We start from the raw sequence: 16,279 nt of genomic DNA, 5'->3' as shown, positions 1-16,279 counted from the left end.
GGGGACGGACCGCTGCACGCAGTACCGGGGGAGGCCACTGTGTTGCGTCTGCACTTCACCCGCGAGGATCTGCTCAGAACCACCGTCGCGACCGGGCCCGACCCGCTGTGGGAGACGGTGCTCAGCGCCAATCTCCTCGGCACCGCCCAGGGCCAGGCCGTGTTCGACCGCTGGCGCCTGCACGCCCGGCCCCGGCTGCGCCGCCTGCCGCCCGGCTCCGTACGCCTCGTCCGCACCCTGGCCCCGCCGCAGGGCCGGTTCCCCGACTTCCTCAACCCGCGCGAGGCCGCGAGCGGCCTCACCGAAGGCATCGACGCCGTGCTGTCCACCCCGCGCCGGAGGCTGCGGCGGGAGATCGGCCTGCTGCGCTCGGCGCCGCCGTGGCTGCGCCCGCTCGCCGAGGGCGAACCCGACGCGCTGCGCACCCTCGGGCGGGCGCTCAAGGGGTACTTCGACGCCGCGCTCGCCCCCTGCTGGACGGCGATACGCGCCGAGGCCGAGGCCGACCGCGCGCTCCGGGCCCGGCCGTTGCTCACCGGGGGCACCGAGGCGCTGCTCGCCAGCCTCGGGCCGACGCTGACCTGGCGTTCTCCGGTCCTGGAGGCGGACTATCCGCTCGACCGGGATCTGCATCTGGGCGGGCGGGGGCTGCTGCTGATCCCCTCGGTGTTCTGCTGGCGGAACCCGATCACCCTGGCCGACCCGGGCCTGCCGCCCGTACTGGTCTACCCCGTGCGGCGCGGCCCCGGCTGGTGGTCGCCGCAGGGCGAGCGTCCCGCCAGCCGGAGCGCCCTCGGGTCGCTGCTGGGCCGGGGGCGGGCCGCCGTCCTGCGGGCGGTCGAGGGCGGCTGCACCACGAGCGAACTGGCCCGGCGCACCGGCGTGACCCCGGCGACCGCGAGCGAGCACGCCCGGATCCTGCGCGACGCGGGGCTGCTGGCCTCCGTACGCGACCGCAACACGGTCCTGCACACGCCCACTCCGCTGGGCACGGACCTGCTGGCCGCGAATGCGCTGGGTGGTTAGTGGGGGATGGTGTCGATGACCTCGCGGGCGCCCTGCCGCAGCAGCGCCACCGCGACCGACGTCCCCAGGGTGGCCGGGTCCAGCGGGCCCGCCCACTCGTGCGCGTCCAGCACCGTCTTGCCGTCCGGGCTGAAGACCCGGGCGCGCAGCGAGAGCCGCCCGTCGCGCTCGGCCTTGGCGTAGCCCGCGATGGGGGAGTTGCAGTGCCCCTGCAGCACGTGCAGCAGCATCCGCTCGGCGGTGATCTCCTTCCACACATCGGCGTCACCGAGCCCGGCGACCGCGTCGATCGTGGTGGTGTCGTCCTCCCGGCACTGCAGCCCCAGCACCCCGGCCCCGATGGGCGGGCACATCGTCTCCACGGGCAGGATCTCGCTGATCACGTCCATGCGGTCGATGCGCTCAAGCCCCGAGACGGCCAGCATCAGCGCGTCGCAGTCGCCCGCCGCCAGCTTCTCCAGCCGCCGGTTGGCGTTGCCGCGCATCGGGACGCACTCCACATGCGGGTGGGTGACGGCCAGTTGGGCCACGCGCCGCACCGACGAGGTGCCGATCCGGGTCCCCTCCGGCATCTGGTCCAGCGTCAGCCCCTCGGGGTGGATCACCGCGTCCCGGAGGTCGTCCCGCTTGAGGTACGCGGCGAAGACCGTGCCCGCGGGCAGCGGCCGGTCTGCGGGCACGTCCTTGATGCAGTGCACCGCGAGATCGGCCTCACCGGCCAGCAGCGCGGCGTCCACCTCCTTGGTGAACGCGCCCTTCCCGCCCAGCTTCGACAGATCCCCCATCCACCGGTCGCCGGACGTCGTGACCGGCACGACCTCCGTACGGATCCCGGGCCGCAGCGCGGCCAGTTCGGTGCGGACCCGCTCGACCTGGGCCAGGGCCATGGGGGAGGAGCGGGAGACGATGCGGATGAGTTCGGCGGACGACATGGCGTAGAGGATAGGCCCTCTCCGGGGCCGCTATTCCCCGGCCCCGGGGAACCCCTCCGCGACCAGCGCGGCAAGGTCGACGTAGGCGTCGAGGGTCCTCGGGGCGAGCCGGTCGAGGTCGATGTCGCCGAGGGTGGCCACGTGGTCGTCGTACGGTACGACCACCACGCCACGGCAGCGGGCCCGGAACCCCTCGACCAGGTCGTCGCTCGGCCGGGCCTCAGTCTCGGACGACCTGTCGATCACGGTGATGGCGTGGCGTACCAGCTCCGCGTGGCCTTCTTCCTCCAGCTTGTCCAGGACCGTGTGTGCGCTCCACCGGTGCTCCGCGAAAGTGGTGGTAACGATCATTAACTGGTCGGCGAGGTCGAAGATTTCCCGTCTGGCGTCGTGGAACGTACCGGTGTCGGCGAGGATGACCGCGTACTGGCTGCTCAGGTCGGCGATCACGCGGCGGTGATCCTTGTCGGAGATCCCCGTGAGGATCTCAAGCCCGGACGGGGTCTGTGTGATGTGAGCCGTGGAAGCGCCGAACGGGCCCGCCTCGGACGCGATGACCGTGTCCTCCCGTTCGCTCGCGAGGATCGAACCGAGCACGTGTGTCGTCGCGGTTCGCCCGGCCCCCACCGGCTTGGTCACGACGATGCGGTGGGTGGTCGTCAGCGGCGTGCGGATGAGTTCGAGTTTGCGTTGTCGCTGCTGCGCCTTGCCGCCGAGGCGGAAGAGGGAGGCCAGACGGCGGGGCCGGGCGGCGTGGGCGGGCGCGGGCTGTTCCGGCATCGGCACCTGGGGGCCGGGGGTGGGTTCGTCCGGGGGGAGGACATACGCGTACTCGCTGTCGTGGACGGAGGTCGGCGCGGACGGCAGACACTGCACGAAGACATCCGCCACCTGACCCGCCGTCGGGCGCCGTTCCGGACGGCTGCTCAGACAGGCGCCGATGATCGCCAGTAGCCGGGGTTCGCGCCACAGCGCCCCCACCTGGCTGAGCTGGGCGGTCGGCTGCGCGTCGGCTATGGCACGGAGAATCGCCCCCAGGGCGTAAACGTTGTCCCCGCGGCTGGGAGCCTCCGGGCTGAAGTCGTCGATGGCCGCGTCCGTCCAGCCGGTCAGCTTCACTGTCCGGCCGACGACGAGCACGCTGTCCGCCGTCAGCGTCCGCAGCACGATGCCCTTGAGCGCGCACATGTTCACCGCCTCGGCGAGGCGCAGGCCGATGGTGGCGGCGTGGACGGCGTCCAGCCGGGGCGCACCCCCGGTCAGGAATGAGGACAGCATCGGGGCCGGGGAGCCGTCGGGGAGGGTGACGAACTCCGTCACGATCCAGGGCGGGGTGAGATTGCAAGCGCTGGCGATGAGCCGTGGCGCGTAGTGCCCGGACATCCGCCGCAGCGCCTCCACCTCGGCCCGCAGTTCCCGGTGGGCGCCCGGGGCGGTGCGGATCACCACATCGCGGGATCTGCGCGCCGCGCGGGCCAGATAGACGTCGTACCCCCCGCTGCCGCCGAGCCTGCGGTAGCTGTCGAACTCCTCGAACGACGGCAGACCGCCGTCCGGTTCCGGGCGCGGATCGGGGGCGGAGGCCACAGCGCTCGGCACCTCGGCGGCCTTCCGGCGGAAGGCCATGAGGGATCGCCAGACCTCGTGCGCGGTGGGGCGGTTCTGCCTCGCCAGGCAGGCCATCACCAGGGCGCGGACCGGCGCCCAGCCCTCGCCGTCCCAGCGCGGCATGTCGTAGTCGTCACGGCGGGGCCGATGCGTGTGGCCGCTGCCACCGAGGCGCAGCAGGATCTCGCCCAGCGCCGCGACGTTGTCCTCGGGGGTCGGCGGGGGGCGCCCGTCCGAGACCGGGGACGGCACGCCGTCGATGCAGGCCGAGGACCAGCCGGTCAGGATGACGTCCTTACCGGCGAGGTGCACGGTGCTGATCGTGAGGTCGCCGTGCGTCATTCCCTCCGCGGCGCACACCCGCACGGCGTCCGCGAGCCGCCGGGCGATCCGGAGGGCGGTGTGCGCGTCCCACTCCGTGGCGCTTGAGCGGAGGAGGTCGTTCAGCCGGTCCGCGACGAAGGGCTCCTCCGCGATCCACGGAGGGTCGTCGCCCAGCCCCTCGCGCAGCAGGGCGCACGCATGGCGTCCGTTCATCCGGCGCAGCGCCTCCGCTTGGACGCCCAGCAGGGCGGCGCCGTAGGGCTGGTGCTCGGGGTGGACCGTGGTGACGACGGCCTCCTCGCCGTACGCGTCCCGGCCCAGGAAGGGGGCGACGCGCAGCCCCGGCGGTCCGGCCCGCAGCACCCGGTACGGACCGATCACCTCCGGATCACGGGTTCCGAGACGGCGCCACTGCCGCGCCGCCGTACTGGTCGCGAACGCCGAGGACTGCGGTGGCGCTCCCAGGCGGGCCGCGAGCCGTCGCTCGACCGTGCTGAACGGGCGGGCGCCGGGTGGGAGGCGGTCGGGGCCCGCCGTGTGGGCCAGCCAGGCGGGGAAGTCGGGGGAGCGGCCCGCCAGTTCCTCCAGGCGGCGGCCGATCGTGCGGCTGGTCGCGACCAGTTCGGCCAGCGGCACGGCGCCCAGCAGCGCCCGCTGGGCGGCGTCGGTGAAGGCGAAGGGCCGGTGTTCGGGCGGCAGCGGGTCCGGGCCCGCCGAGGCGGGCGGCTCGACCGGGCGCATCAGCCCGCCGAGGAACACCTCGGCCAGCCGACCGGTGTCGGACCGCCCGTCCACCGCCTTCTGCACCATCCGCATCACGGGCACCGGCAGCGGGGCGACCGCCGACAGATGGGCCGCCAGCCGGTACGCCTCCGGGGACGCCGCGTCCCGGAAGAGCTGGACCCGGCCCAGCTCATCCACGGGGGAAGGGGACGGGGACGTAGACGAGGCGGGGCGCGCGGCCGTGGGGGCGAGCAGCGGGAGGACGGCCGTACCGCTCGCGGAGGCGATCAGCCGGGCCCAGTCGGCCAGCGGTCCGGCCTCCGGTTCCAGGACGGGCACGGGCACCCCGTCGAACCGGGCCAGCGCGGCGGGCAGTACCGGGTCGGCGACCGCCCAGTCCGCGTTGGCCGAGCCGGGCCTGCGGGTCCGTACCTGCCAGCGCCGCGACCGGATGCCGGAGCTGTCCCACAGCCGGGGCGGCAGGGCGTGCACCACCGCCGTGGGCCCCACCCCCGCCCAGCGCGCCAGCACCTCGCCCATCCGCCCGTCGCGCCACGCGGCCCCCACCCCGTCGCTCACCACCAGCACCAGCGTGTGCCCGGACGGGTCGACAAGCGCCGAGGTGGGGAGGTGGGGCGCGTCCGGGTCGTACGGCCGGGTGCGCAGCGCGGGGGCGCCGCCGCCGCGGGTGTGCAGGCCGAGCACCCGTACGACGCGGAAGGCGCCCGAGCGCTGCAGCACCGTACGCAACTCGACGGCCAGCCGCCGCCACAGCAGCATCGACGTGCCGTCGTCGACGACGAGCGCGAGGTCGAGCCAGCGCTCGCGGGCCGGGCGGGTGACCACGTCCGGCAGACCGGTCTCGGCGAGCGCCGCCGCGGTGGCGACCTCGTCGAACTCCCGCTTGAGGGGGTTGGGCCGGTGCTGTTTGAGGGGGCGCAGGGCGCGGCCGATGGAGAGTTCCTGGTGCAGTGCCTTGTCCTCGGGCACGCGCAGCGGCAGCCCGCGCCGCGCGTCGGGCGGCTCGGCGTCCGCGCCTCCGGGCCCGCCGGGGGTGTGGCCGCCGCCGTAGAGGCCGCGCGGGGTGCGATCGGCGGGGCGACGGTCCGGGGCCTTGGCCTGGCCCTGGTCCTGGGGTGCAGGGGTGGGGCGCGGAGGTGCCTCGCGACGCTTCTGCGGTGGGGGCGGAACGCTCGGCCGGGCGGGCTGCCGGACGGGGGCTACGGCGGCAGGGGCGGCCGGTGCGGCGGGGCGCGCGTCGGGCAGGGGCGCGCCGTCGCGGGTCGCCGCGCGCTCCAGGGGCGCCCCCGCCGCGTCGCGCTCGGGCAGCCGCCCGGCCAGCCAGAGGGCGTCGAGCAGCTCCTCCCGCGACAGATACACGCCGCCGGACGCGAGGACCGTGATGGCCTCGTCCAGCCGCTCCAGCCGCTCCAGCCGCTCCAGCCGTTCAGGACCACCCCCGGTCACGGATCACACCGCCCCGCCCAGCCGGTGCAGGACCGCTTCCAGCAGCCCCCGCGCCGTCACGTCCACCCCGCCAGAGCGCAGGAACACGGCGTTCAGCAGCTGATCGGTGGCCAGCTCGCGCGCCGCGCGCCGCCGCAGGAAGACCTCCAGCAGCTGATCGACCTCCTCCAGCGCTTCCTCCCCCAGATGCGCGGTGACGATCGCCCGCAGCCGCTCCTCGTCGGGGGTGGGCAGTTCCAGCCGTACGCAGCGGCGCAGGAAGGCGGGCGGGAAGTCGCGCTCGCCGTTGCTGGTGATCACGACGACGGGGAACTCCTCGCAGGCCAGACGGCCGCGCCGCACCGTGGCCCGTTCGCCCGCGCGCTCGGTCAGCACCTCCACCACCGACTGCTCCTCCGGCAGCCGGGCCAGCTCGGGGATCTCGAACTCGCCCTCCTCGAACACGGTCAGCAGATCGTTCGGCAAGTCGACATCGCCCTTGTCGAGTTCGTCGACGAGCAGCGCCCGGGGCCGTCCGCCCGGCACCAGCGCGGTGCCCAGCGGGCCGAGCCGTACGAAGGTGCCGATGTCGGGCTCGGCCTCGCCGCGCTCCCGGATGAGGTTGGTCTCGCGCAGCCGCCCGATCGCGTCGTAACGGTAGAGCGCGTCCTGCACGGTGGAGCGGCTGTTGACGGGCCAGCGCAGCACCTCGCCAAGACCCAGCTCGTGCGCGACCGCCCGCGCGAGGGACGACTTGCCGGTGCCCGGGCTGCCGGTGACGAGCAGCGGGCGGCGCAGATGCAGGGCCGCGTTGACCACGTCCGCGTGCTCGGGCGAGATCAGATACGGCGACGGGCGCGCCGCACCGGGCGCCTGTTCGGCCTCCGGGTCGCTGCCGAAGCGACGCCACGGCGGGGCGGGCGGCATCTCCACCCGCCGGGGTACGCCGTCCCCCCGGAACAGCCGCCAGCCCTGCTGTTCGTGCTGTTCCCCTGCGTTCATGGGTGAACCTCCCTTTCGGCCCGCGTCAGCGGACATCGCGCGCGTCTCACCATCACTGCCCGTCACTCCGTGGGGTCCACGAGGTCCAGCCGGGGCAGCGCCCGCCCGGCGTCGGCCCACGCCAGGACCGGACGCCCGGGGTACTCGGCCGGTTTCTGCAGGGTCTTCGTGCGGTATCGCCGTATCTCCTCGGGCAGTTCACGCGCCCGCACCTCGGCGGCGTGCCGCACCGCCGGAGAGCCCGGCTGCCCGCCGCGGTCCCACAGGACCACCGGAACGCCCGCCGCCAGGCACATCTGCACGACCCCCGCCCGCCGGTCGGCCGCGACATCGACCGTGACATGGGCGGTCAGCCGTTCCATCAGCAGCCCGCACACCGCCTCCGGGTCGGGGGCCGACGCGTCGTCGATGTGCACGGGCTCCTCGGCGTCCAGCCGGGCCCAGCGCTCGCGCCACTGGTCCAGCATCGCCTCGCCGTTCAGCTCCCGCAGCTCCGGGCAGTTGACGACCAGCGGATACGGCGCGCCGAGCGGGAGGGGGAGCAGCCCCCCAGCCGGTTTCCAGGAGTCGGCGGGCACCTCCAAGGCGTCCCGGTCCACGATCAGTTCGATGACGAAGCGCGGGCCCGCCGGGTCCGGGCGGCGCAGCGAGCCGACCGCGTCCAGGATCTCCCGGGCCGCCTCCTCCGTACTGCGCGGCCGCTCGCTGTCGTCCGACACCTGGCGCAGCCCGTCCCCGTCGTCGCACCACAGCCGCAGCCGGTAGCGCTCCGGCTCGTCCGGGTCCGCGACCGCCGAGGGGCCGCAGGACGACAGCTTCGCCACGACCCGGGGCGGTGCGAAGCCCCGTTCCGGGCCCCGGGCCCACCGGCGCGCGTCATGGCGGCGGTCCCGCAACGCCGCGTCGTGGACGCCCAGACGGCGGGCCACGGCCTCGTTCCAGTGCCGCAGTTCGGCGCGTTGCGCCGCCGACTGGCAGCAGCCCGCGGACACGAACTCCACGGCGCGCAGCAGCCCCGGGACGGTCATGCCGCCGTCCAGTCCCGCTACGTCCTCGCCCGGCGAACCGTCGCCGTACAGCCCCTCCAGATGGGCGATCAGCGCTTCGAAACGCCCGGTGCCGCCGCACGTCTCGCCGTCGAATCCGGCCAGCAGCGCGCTGGGCAGGGCCGCCAGCGACAGCGCCGCCCGCACCGCCCCGGGGACACCGGCGGCCGAGGCCGGGGGCAGGGCGCGCAGCAGCCGCAGCAGCCACTCGTACTCGCCCGGCGTGAGCAGCTTCGGCAGACCGCGCCGCCGCCCCAGGGCGAGGAGGGCGTCGGCGGTCGGCCCCGACGCCGGGCGCACCGCCTCGACCAGCGCCGGGAGCGCGCGCCCCCGGGAGAGCAGCACCCGGGCGAACTCGTCGGCGGTCGGCGCGCCGTCCGCGCGGTGGTCCAGGCCGCACTGGCGGGCGACCGCGCGGCAGTACCGCACCCAGCCCTCGGACAGCGACAGCGGCCCGTCCAGCAGGGCGGTCAGCTCCGCGTAGACGGGGTGGTCGCGTACGTCCTCGTCGGGGCGCGGCAGGAGGTGGTCCACTCCGGCGTGCCGCAGCTCCCGCGCCACCCGCTGCCAGGGGATGCCCCAGGCGCGCCGCATGCTGCCCTGGATGCGCAGCTTCGCCGTCACGAGCCCGACGACCGCGCTCTCCTCGCTCGACCACAGCGGGCCGCCGCTGTAGGCGGGTTCGACGTCGAGGGTGCGCTCGGCTCCGTCGAAGTAGCCGAACCGCCCGTCGCAGGCGCTCACTTCGGCGTCCGCGAACACCCCGGGCTCGCCGCTGCCGTGCCAGGCGCGGACGAACTGCCGCCGGGCCATGGGGTGCCAGCGCGGCGGCTCGAACGCGAGCGGCAGCGCTCCGGGCGCCAGCCGCAGTACGGCGAGGTCGCCGTTCCACTCGAAGGCGCCCAGGCCGCCGTCGTCCCGCCGGGGCGGGATCCATGCCGTCAGCTCGGCCTCGGCCTCCACGGTGTGCTCCGGGCCGCGCATGCGGACCGGGACGGTGACCGCTCCCGGGTGGTCCGGGGCCAGCATGTCCTTGCCGAGGGCGCTGTTGACCACATGGGCGCAGGTCAGCAGGTGGTGATGGGGCAGCAAGACCCCGGCGCCCGCCGGTCTTCCGTCGTCCTTGGCCAGGATCGACACGGCGGGCCGTGGCGCGGACCCGCGGGGGTGGAACCAGCCCATCGCGTCAGACCGCGGGGTCGGGGCTGGGCGGCTGTTGCGGGGGCTGTTGCGGGGGTGTGGGCTCGCCGGGCGGCGGCTGGTCCGGGGGCCTTTGCTCCTCCGGCCGCCAGGTGGCCGAAATCGTGAGGCTCGCGTTTCCGTTCACCCCCACGATGCCGAGCTTGAGGTCCTGGCCGACCTGCACCCCGAACTGGACGGTGAACTCCTGCGGCGGCTGGGGCGCGGAGCGGACCGCGTCGTGCACGTCCTGGAGCACCGAGCCCAGTCCCTGGAGTACGACGCCCAGACCGGCGTCGGCGAGCGCGGCCGCCGCCCGCGTCCCGCGCCCCACCGGGGTCACGCCGCCTACGCCGCCCACGCTGCCGTGGGCGTCCGCGAGTACCGCGTCTCCCACGGGGGCGATTTCCAGCCGTACGGAGGTGCCGTCTGCCAGAGGTATCTCTCGGTGTTCCGTCACCTCTTCATCATGCCGATCACCAGGCCTCCGGTCTGCTGTTCCGTCGCAAATTCCTCCTACGGGGCGGTCGTTGCGCGGCGGCGGGCGCCGCTCGGACGTCGATGTCGGATTCCCGCGAGCCCGGTGGCGCGCGGTGGCCGATGCTGGAGCCATGTACACCGATACCGACCGGTGCCTCAGGGCCGCACGTGCCAAGGACGCCCGCTTCGACGGATGGTTCTTCATCGCCGTCGTCACCACCCGCATCTACTGCCGTCCGAGCTGCCCGGTCGTCGGTCCGAAGCCCGAGAACATGCGGTTCTACCCGAGCGCGGCGGCCGCCCAGCAGGCCGGGTTCCGGGCCTGCAAGCGGTGCCGCCCCGACGCCAGCCCCGGATCGCCGCAGTGGAACGAGCGGGCCGACCTCGTGGCCCGCGCCATGCGGCTGATCGCCGACGGGGTCGTCGACCGGGAGGGCGTACCGGGGCTGGCCGGGCGGCTCGGCTACAGCACCCGGCAGATCGAACGGCAGCTGCTGGCCGAGCTGGGCGCCGGACCGCTCGCCCTGGCCCGCGCCCAGCGGGCGCAGACCGCGCGGCTGCTGATCGAGACCAGCGGGCTGCCGATGGCGGACGTCGCGTTCGCGGCCGGGTTCGCCAGCATCCGGGCGTTCAACGAGACCGTACGGGAGGTCTTCGCGCTCTCCCCGACCGAGCTGCGCGAGCGCGCCCGCAAGCAGCCAGGGCCCGCCGTGCCGGGGGCGCTGACGCTGCGGCTGCCGTTCCGGGCGCCGCTGTGCCCGGACAACCTCTTCGGCCACCTCGCCGCCACCGCCGTACCCGGCGTGGAGGAGTGGCGCGACGGCGCGTACCGGCGGACCCTGCGCCTGCCGTACGGGCCCGGCGTCGTCGCCCTCGCCCCGCGCCCCGACCACATCGCCTGCCAGCTGTCCCTGGCCGACCTGCGCGACCTGTCCGGGGCGATCAGCCGCTGCCGACGGCTGCTCGACCTGGACGCCGACCCGGCCGCCGTGGACGACCTGCTGCGCACCGACGACCAGCTGGCCCCGCTGGTCGACAAGGCGCCGGGGCGGCGCGTGCCGCGCTCGGTCGACCCGGAGGAGTTCGCGGTGCGCGCGGTCCTCGGCCAGCAGGTCTCCACGGCCGCCGCCCGCACCCTCGCGGCCCGCCTGGTCACCGCGCACGGCGACCCGGTCGCCGACCCCGGCGGCGGCCTGACCCACCTCTTCCCGACCGCCCGGGCCCTCGCCGCACTGGACCCCGAGGCCCTGGCCATGCCCCGCACCCGCCGCGCCACCCTCACCAGGCTGATCGGCGCGCTCACCGAGGAGCGGGTCGCGCTCGGCGTCGGCAGCGACTGGGACGAGGCCCGGTCAGGCCTCGCCGCCCTGCCCGGACTCGGCCCCTGGACCGTCGAACTCATCGCGATGCGCGGCCTGGGCGACCCGGACGCGTTCCTCCCCACTGACCTGGGCGTCCGCAAGGCCGCCGCCGACCTGTCCCTCCCCACCACCCCCGGCGCCCTGACCCGCCACTCCACCCGCTGGCGCCCCTGGCGCGCGTACGCGGTCCAGTACCTCTGGGCCAACGACGCGGCCCACGCCATCAACCGCCTGCCCGCATGAGCAGTACGGACCAGGAGAATCCACCCGTGACCCGCACCCACACCACCGTCGAAAGCCCGTACGGCCCGCTCACCCTCGTGGCCACCGGGGCCGGGCTGTCCGGGCTCTATATGACCGGGCAGCGTCACCGCCCGCCCGAGGAGGCATTCGGCGCTCCCGGGGACCCCGACGAGGACCCCTTCGCCACGGCGATCCGTCAGCTCGCCGCCTACTTCGCGGGCGAGCTGACCGCGTTCGACCTGCCGCTCCACCTCGACGGCACGCCCTTCCAGCGCCGCGTCTGGGACGAGCTGTGCCGTATCCCGTACGGCGAGACCTGGACGTACGGGCAGCTCGCCGACCGCATCGGGCGGCCCACCGCCTCCCGGGCCGTGGGGCTGGCCAACGGCAAGAACCCGGTCGGCATCATCGTCCCCTGCCACCGCGTCGTCGGCTCCACCGGCAGCCTCACCGGCTACGGCGGCGGGCTCGACCGCAAGCGGCGGCTGCTGGACTTCGAGAGGAGCGGCGTCAGCCGCCCCCGTCGGTGATCCGTTCCAGCAGCGCGGGCAGCGCCGTGCCGATGGGTTCGCGGACGACCTCGTCCGCCAGCGCGTCGTACGGCGTCGGCTCGGCGTTGACGATGATCAGCCGGGCGCCGCTCTCGGCGGCCATCCCGGCGAGCGACGCCGCGGGCTGCACTTGGAGGCTGGTGCCGACCGCGATGAACACCTGGCACGCCCGCGCCACCGCGACCGCCTCGGTCAGCACCTCCGGGTCAAGCCCCTGCCCGAACATCACCGTCGCCGACTTGAGGATTCCGCCGCACTCCCGGCACGCCGGGTCCGCCTCGCCCGCCGCGACCCGCTCCAGCGCCTCGTCCATCCCGGAGCGCTCCTCGCAGTGGGTGCACTCCACGACGCGTGCGGTGCCGTGCAGTTCGAGCACCTTGCGCTCGGGCATCCCGGCGAGCTGGTGCAGCCCGTCCACGTTCTGCGTGATCACGCGCACCGGGACCCCCGACCGCTCCAGCCGCGCCACGGCCTCGTGCGCGCCGTTCGGCCGGGCGTGCAGCGCCTTGCTCTCCCTGCGCAGCTGCCAGGAGCGGCGCCGGATGTCCGGGTCGGTCATGTAGAAGTCGTACGTCACGAGCTTCTCGGCCTCGGGGTCGCGCCGCCACAGCCCCTGCGGGCCGCGGTAGTCGGGGATGCCGGAGTCCGTCGAGATGCCCGCCCCGCTGAGGATCGCGACGAGGGGCCGACGTGTCGTCTCGCTGCTCATGCGGTGAGCCTACGCACGGCGTGCGGTCGGCGGCGAGCGCGTTGTTCCGGACCGGTAGAGTCCGCTCCGCACCAGGTCGGACATGGCGTGACGGGGAGAGTGCGAGGATGGGCCGTTTTCTGTGGCTGAGCGGACAGACGCTGAGCAAGAACGAAGAACCGCCGCAGGACGGGCGCGTCCGCTGGGAGATAAAGACGTCCGGCACCGGCCCCGAGGCGGGCCGCGCCTTCCATCCCATCGCCTTCCCCGAGCGCCGCGACCCGCCCGGCGGTGACCTGAAGGCGTACCGCACCGCCTGCAAGGACGGCACCCGCGCCTTCACCCTCTGGGCCGACCAGTACCGCGGTCAGGTCCTCGCGCACGTCGTGACCAAGTCGGCGCTCAAGGGCGGCTCGGCCACGTACGAGGTGCTGGGCGCCGCCGGTGAACCCCTCGCCCTCATCACCCGCCAACCGGCCATGAAGGGCGGCACGGTCCGCACCCGCTGGACCGTCCAGCAGGCGGGCGCGCCGACCGCGGTCGGGCTCAAGGGGCGGGCCTTCTGGTGGTTCATGTGGTGGCTGATCTCGCCCATCCAGCTGGCCATCGCGATCGCCAGCATCCTCGGCGGCGGCGACGTCGCCCGCACCCCGCGCCGCACCAAGTGGCGCGCCGACGGCCGCGTGGTCCTCGACTTCCACAACGGCGTCGGAGCCTTCGAGCTGGAGGTGCTGGCGGACTGGTGGGACGACCGCGTCCTCGCCGCCCTGGTCGCCCTCCTCGGCAGCCACGACGGCTGGCTGGGCAGCCGGTGGGACCTGGCGGCGGACTGACGCCCGTATCGCCCCTCAGAGCGCACGCACGGACTCCTCCCACAGGCGGTCGGCGGCCTCGGGGTCGAGGGCGAAGGGGGCTACGCCGTTCATGAACTCGGCGGTGACCGGTGTCATGGACGGCCGCCGGGGGACCGGCAGTGCCTCGGCGCAGTCGGCGAAGTACCGCCCGGTGACACCCTCCAGCAGGGGCGAGACCGCCAGGAGGACCGTGGTGGCCGCGCCTTGCTCCAGCGTCTTGCGCAGTCCCTCCTCAAGGGTGACGCCCGAGGGCGCGCCCATGTGGCGGGTCAGGTTGGTCGGGACGGAGCCCGGGGAGAGGGCGTTGACGGTGATGCCGTCGTCGGCCCAGCGGGCGGCGGCGCCGACGGCGAAGAGGATGTTGGCGGTCTTGGACTGGCCGTACGCCTGCCAGGGGTCGTAGGGCCGGAACGCGCAGTGGATGTCGCCGAAGACGACCGGCGAGAGCAGGTGCGCGGAGGAGCTGACCGCGACGACCCGGGCGCCGTCGGCTGCCGCCAGGGCCCGCCGCAGGCCCACCGTGAGGGCGAAGTGCCCCAGGTGGTTGACGGCGAATTGGGTCTCCCGTCCTTCGGGTGTGAGCCGCAGTTCCGGCAGGGCCATGACGCCCGCGTTGTCGACCAGCACATGGAGCGGCCCGTCCCAGGCGGCGGTGAAGTCCGCGACCGAGGCGCGGTCGGCCGGTTCGAGCCGCGCCACGCGCACCTCCATGTTGCCCGTGGCGTCGGTGATACCGGCGGCGACCGCCGCACCGGCGGTGAGGTCGCGGACCGCGAGGGTGACCTCGGCTCCGGCGGCCGCCAGCACCCGGGCGGTCTCCGCGCCGATGCCGGAGGACGCCCCGGTGACGATGGCCCGCTTCCCGGGCCGTCCGGCGGCCGTACGGTGGACGGCATGGTGAGCGACCATCGGGCGGACACCCCGCTCGGCGCGTACTTGCGGGCCCGCCGTGAGCTGATCCGCCCGGAGGACGTGGGCCTGCCCTCGGCCGGGCGGCGCCGCGTACCGGGGCTGCGCCGGGAGGAGCTGGCGCTGCTGGCCGGGATCAGCGCCGACTACTACCTGCGCCTGGAGCAGGGGCGCGACCGGCACCCGTCCGCCCAGGTGGTCGACGCCCTGGCCCGTGCGCTCCGGCTGGACGACGACGCCACCGCGCATCTGCACCGCCTCGCCGCGCCGGTCCGTCCGCGCCGCCGCGCGCCCTCCCGCCGTCAGTGTGCCGTGGCCCGAGGGCGAGCGGCCCCGCCGCGCGGGTGTCTCCTCCTTCGGTGTCAGCGGCACCAACGCCCACCCACGGCCGCTGGGAGGCCAGCACCGAAAGCTCGGTCGCCGTGCTGCGCGGGCTCGTCGGCCCCGATGTGGACGACCCGGCGCTGATCGAACTCGTCGGCGAGCTGTCCGTACGCAGCGAACGCTTCCGGCGGCTCTGGGCCCGGCACGATGTCCAGCCCAAGCGCAGCGGCCTCAGCACGATCATGAACCCGCAGGTCGGCGAGTTGGAACTGCGGCATGAGAAGCTGCCGGTCCCCGACACCGACCGCCAGATCCTGGTCATCTACCACGCGGAGCCGGGCACCCCCACCGCCGAACGCCTCGCGCTGCTGGCCTCCCTCGCCGCGCCGCCCACACCTACGCCTGCCTCGCCAGGCGATGCGTACGAACCGCGAGGTCGCTGACGCGGGCTCCGTCGAAGCCGAAGACCGCGCTGCGGATCCGGTCCTCCAGCGGCTCCGTCCACTGCGGCGGGAGGGCGGCCGCGCCGCACAGTACGCCCGCGACGGAGCCCGCGGTGGCGCCGTTGGAGTCGGTGTCCAGGCCGCCGCGCACGGTCAGGGTGATGGTGGCGGTGAAGTCGCCCGCGCCGTAGAGGAGCCCGGCGGTGAGGACGGCGGCGTTCGGGACGGTGTGGATCCAGGGCAGACCGCTCGTCTCGCGTTCCAGCTGGTCCAGCGCGTCCGACCAGGTCACGCCCGCGTCGTACAGGGACGCGGCGCGGCGCACCGTACGGGCCAGGCGGCAGCGCGGCGGGACGCGGTTGAGGGCGGCCTCGACCGCCGTACGCGGGCCGTCGGCCGTGAACGCGGCGGCGATCAGCGCGGCCGCCCACATCGCCCCGTACACCCCGTTGCCGGTGTGGGACAGCACGGCGTCGCGGCGGGCCATGGCGGCGGCGCGGGGCGGGTCGCCGGGGTTGACCCAGCCGTGGATGTCGGCGCGGATCAGGGCGCCGATCCACTCCTGGTAGGGGTTGTCGACGGTCGCGGTCAGCGGGGGCCGCACCCCGGCCGCGAGATTGCGGTACGCGGCCCGCTCGGCGGTGAACGTCTGCAGATACGGCAGCCGCAGCAGCCACATCTCGCCCACCTGCTCGGTGGTGAAGCCGAAGCCGTGGGTCTCCAGGAGGTGCAGGCCGAGGACGGTGTAGTCGATGTCGTCGTCCCGCGCGCTGCCGTGGATCCGGCCGCGCACGCACTCCTGCCACTCGGGGCGCAGCTCGAACTCCACCGGGTCGGGTGGCGGCTCCAGCGTGGGCAGGTAGTCGGTGAGCGGGAGGGCGTCGGCGCGGCGCAGATAGCGGTCGATGCGGTCGCGGGTCCAGACGTCGCCGCGCTCGATGGGCTTGCCGAGCATGTTCCCGGCGATGCGGCCGAGCCAGCCGCCGAGGGTCTGGTCCGCCAGTGCGCTGTCGCTGCCGCTGTGGCCCATGTGTCTGGTGTACCCGGATGATGTGGGTGTACCGGGTCGCCGTCCCAGCGGATAGGGTCAGGGCGGCTTCGACCGCCTGAGCGAAAAGCAAGGGGTACCAGGGTGACGGA

13 protein-coding genes and 1 pseudogene are annotated in these 16,279 nt (G+C 74.7%); 6 read left to right on the top strand and 8 right to left on the bottom strand.

Translation table 11 applies throughout. From position 1 onward, the window contains the following. Positions 1-39: 39 nt before the first annotated feature. Positions 40-1,026: a winged helix-turn-helix domain-containing protein gene (locus ACWC5C_RS28695; RefSeq protein WP_450879959.1), complete on the top strand. Its 987-nt coding sequence runs from the start codon at positions 40-42 to the stop codon at positions 1,024-1,026. Here the strand turns inward: ACWC5C_RS28695 and hemC are convergent. From hemC to ACWC5C_RS28670, 5 genes are all read right to left on the bottom strand, one after another. Further along, positions 1,023-1,958 carry a hydroxymethylbilane synthase gene (gene hemC / locus ACWC5C_RS28690; RefSeq protein ID WP_450879957.1) on the bottom strand — a complete coding sequence of 312 codons (936 nt, stop codon included), beginning with the start codon at positions 1,956-1,958 and terminating at the stop codon, positions 1,023-1,025. The genes ACWC5C_RS28695 and hemC overlap by 4 nt on opposite strands. A 30-nt stretch (positions 1,959-1,988) precedes the next feature. Beyond that, a complete protein-coding gene (locus ACWC5C_RS28685; RefSeq protein ID WP_450879955.1) occupies positions 1,989-6,080 on the bottom strand; it encodes an SAV_2336 N-terminal domain-related protein in 4,092 nt (1,363 codons plus the stop codon). 3 nt (positions 6,081-6,083) lie between these two features. Then, a complete protein-coding gene (locus ACWC5C_RS28680; RefSeq protein ID WP_450879953.1) occupies positions 6,084-7,061 on the bottom strand; it encodes an AAA family ATPase in 978 nt (325 codons plus the stop codon). A gap of 62 nt (positions 7,062-7,123) precedes the next feature. Further along, positions 7,124-9,289, bottom strand: a complete 2,166-nt coding sequence (locus tag ACWC5C_RS28675) for a VMAP-C domain-containing protein (RefSeq protein ID WP_450879951.1) — start codon at positions 9,287-9,289, stop codon at positions 7,124-7,126. 4 nt (positions 9,290-9,293) lie between these two features. Beyond that, complete coding sequence (locus tag ACWC5C_RS28670) at positions 9,294-9,746, bottom strand: CU044_2847 family protein (RefSeq protein WP_450879949.1); 453 nt, start codon at positions 9,744-9,746, stop codon at positions 9,294-9,296. A 151-nt stretch (positions 9,747-9,897) separates the two neighbouring features. On the opposite strand from ACWC5C_RS28670, the gene ACWC5C_RS28665 reads away from it, so the two are divergent. After that, positions 9,898-11,370, top strand: coding sequence for an AlkA N-terminal domain-containing protein (locus tag ACWC5C_RS28665; protein ID WP_450879947.1), 1,473 nt, complete (start codon positions 9,898-9,900; stop codon positions 11,368-11,370). Between the two features lie 26 nt (positions 11,371-11,396). Then, entirely contained in the window at positions 11,397-11,900 is a 504-nt protein-coding gene (locus tag ACWC5C_RS28660) for a methylated-DNA--[protein]-cysteine S-methyltransferase (protein ID WP_450879945.1), read from the top strand. Here the strand turns inward: ACWC5C_RS28660 and ACWC5C_RS28655 are convergent. After that, complete coding sequence (locus ACWC5C_RS28655; RefSeq protein WP_450879943.1) at positions 11,881-12,630, bottom strand: SIR2 family NAD-dependent protein deacylase; 750 nt, start codon at positions 12,628-12,630, stop codon at positions 11,881-11,883. The two genes, ACWC5C_RS28660 and ACWC5C_RS28655, sit on opposite strands and share 20 nt — an antisense overlap. Positions 12,631-12,737: 107 nt before the next feature. Here ACWC5C_RS28655 and ACWC5C_RS28650 point away from each other — a divergent pair, with 107 nt between their 5' ends. Continuing rightward, complete coding sequence (locus tag ACWC5C_RS28650) at positions 12,738-13,442, top strand: hypothetical protein (protein ID WP_450879941.1); 705 nt, start codon at positions 12,738-12,740, stop codon at positions 13,440-13,442. 15 nt (positions 13,443-13,457) lie between these two features. Here ACWC5C_RS28650 and ACWC5C_RS28645 read toward each other — a convergent pair whose 3' ends face one another. Then, positions 13,458-14,372, bottom strand: a complete 915-nt coding sequence (locus tag ACWC5C_RS28645; protein ID WP_450879939.1) for an SDR family NAD(P)-dependent oxidoreductase — start codon at positions 14,370-14,372, stop codon at positions 13,458-13,460. Between ACWC5C_RS28645 and ACWC5C_RS28640 the strand changes: the two are divergent. Together ACWC5C_RS28640 and ACWC5C_RS28635 are read left to right on the top strand one after the other, a co-directional pair. Further along, positions 14,358-14,564, top strand: a pseudogene (locus ACWC5C_RS28640) (helix-turn-helix domain-containing protein); the annotation flags it as partial. The gene ACWC5C_RS28645 and the pseudogene ACWC5C_RS28640 overlap by 15 nt on opposite strands. A gap of 167 nt (positions 14,565-14,731) precedes the next feature. Further along, on the top strand, positions 14,732-15,139 hold the full coding sequence (locus ACWC5C_RS28635) for an MmyB family transcriptional regulator (protein ID WP_450879937.1): 408 nt from the start codon (positions 14,732-14,734) through the stop codon (positions 15,137-15,139). Here the strand turns inward: ACWC5C_RS28635 and ACWC5C_RS28630 are convergent. Continuing rightward, positions 15,093-16,169, bottom strand: a complete 1,077-nt coding sequence (locus ACWC5C_RS28630; RefSeq protein ID WP_450879935.1) for an ADP-ribosylglycohydrolase family protein — start codon at positions 16,167-16,169, stop codon at positions 15,093-15,095. The two genes, ACWC5C_RS28635 and ACWC5C_RS28630, sit on opposite strands and share 47 nt — an antisense overlap. Positions 16,170-16,279: the final 110 nt, after the last annotated feature.

It is taken from the genome of Streptomyces sp. NPDC001700 (genome assembly GCF_053596435.1).
The sequence above is the reverse complement of the archived record's forward strand: the minus strand, read 5'-3'. Positions and strand labels throughout refer to the sequence as shown.

Excerpts from the sequence above, each read along its gene's own strand:
- hemC (WP_450879957.1), bottom strand. The coding sequence starts at position 1,958 with ATGTCGTCCGCCGAACTCATCCGCATCGTCTCCCGCTCCTCCCCCATG.
- ACWC5C_RS28680 (WP_450879953.1), bottom strand. The coding sequence starts at position 7,061 with ATGAACGCAGGGGAACAGCACGAACAGCAGGGCTGGCGGCTGTTCCGG.
- ACWC5C_RS28675 (WP_450879951.1), bottom strand. The coding sequence starts at position 9,289 with ATGGGCTGGTTCCACCCCCGCGGGTCCGCGCCACGGCCCGCCGTGTCG.
- ACWC5C_RS28665 (WP_450879947.1), top strand. The coding sequence starts at position 9,898 with ATGTACACCGATACCGACCGGTGCCTCAGGGCCGCACGTGCCAAGGAC.
- ACWC5C_RS28655 (WP_450879943.1), bottom strand. The coding sequence starts at position 12,630 with ATGAGCAGCGAGACGACACGTCGGCCCCTCGTCGCGATCCTCAGCGGG.
- ACWC5C_RS28650 (WP_450879941.1), top strand. The coding sequence starts at position 12,738 with ATGGGCCGTTTTCTGTGGCTGAGCGGACAGACGCTGAGCAAGAACGAA.
- ACWC5C_RS28645 (WP_450879939.1), bottom strand. The coding sequence starts at position 14,372 with ATGGTCGCTCACCATGCCGTCCACCGTACGGCCGCCGGACGGCCCGGG.
- ACWC5C_RS28630 (WP_450879935.1), bottom strand. The coding sequence starts at position 16,169 with ATGGGCCACAGCGGCAGCGACAGCGCACTGGCGGACCAGACCCTCGGC.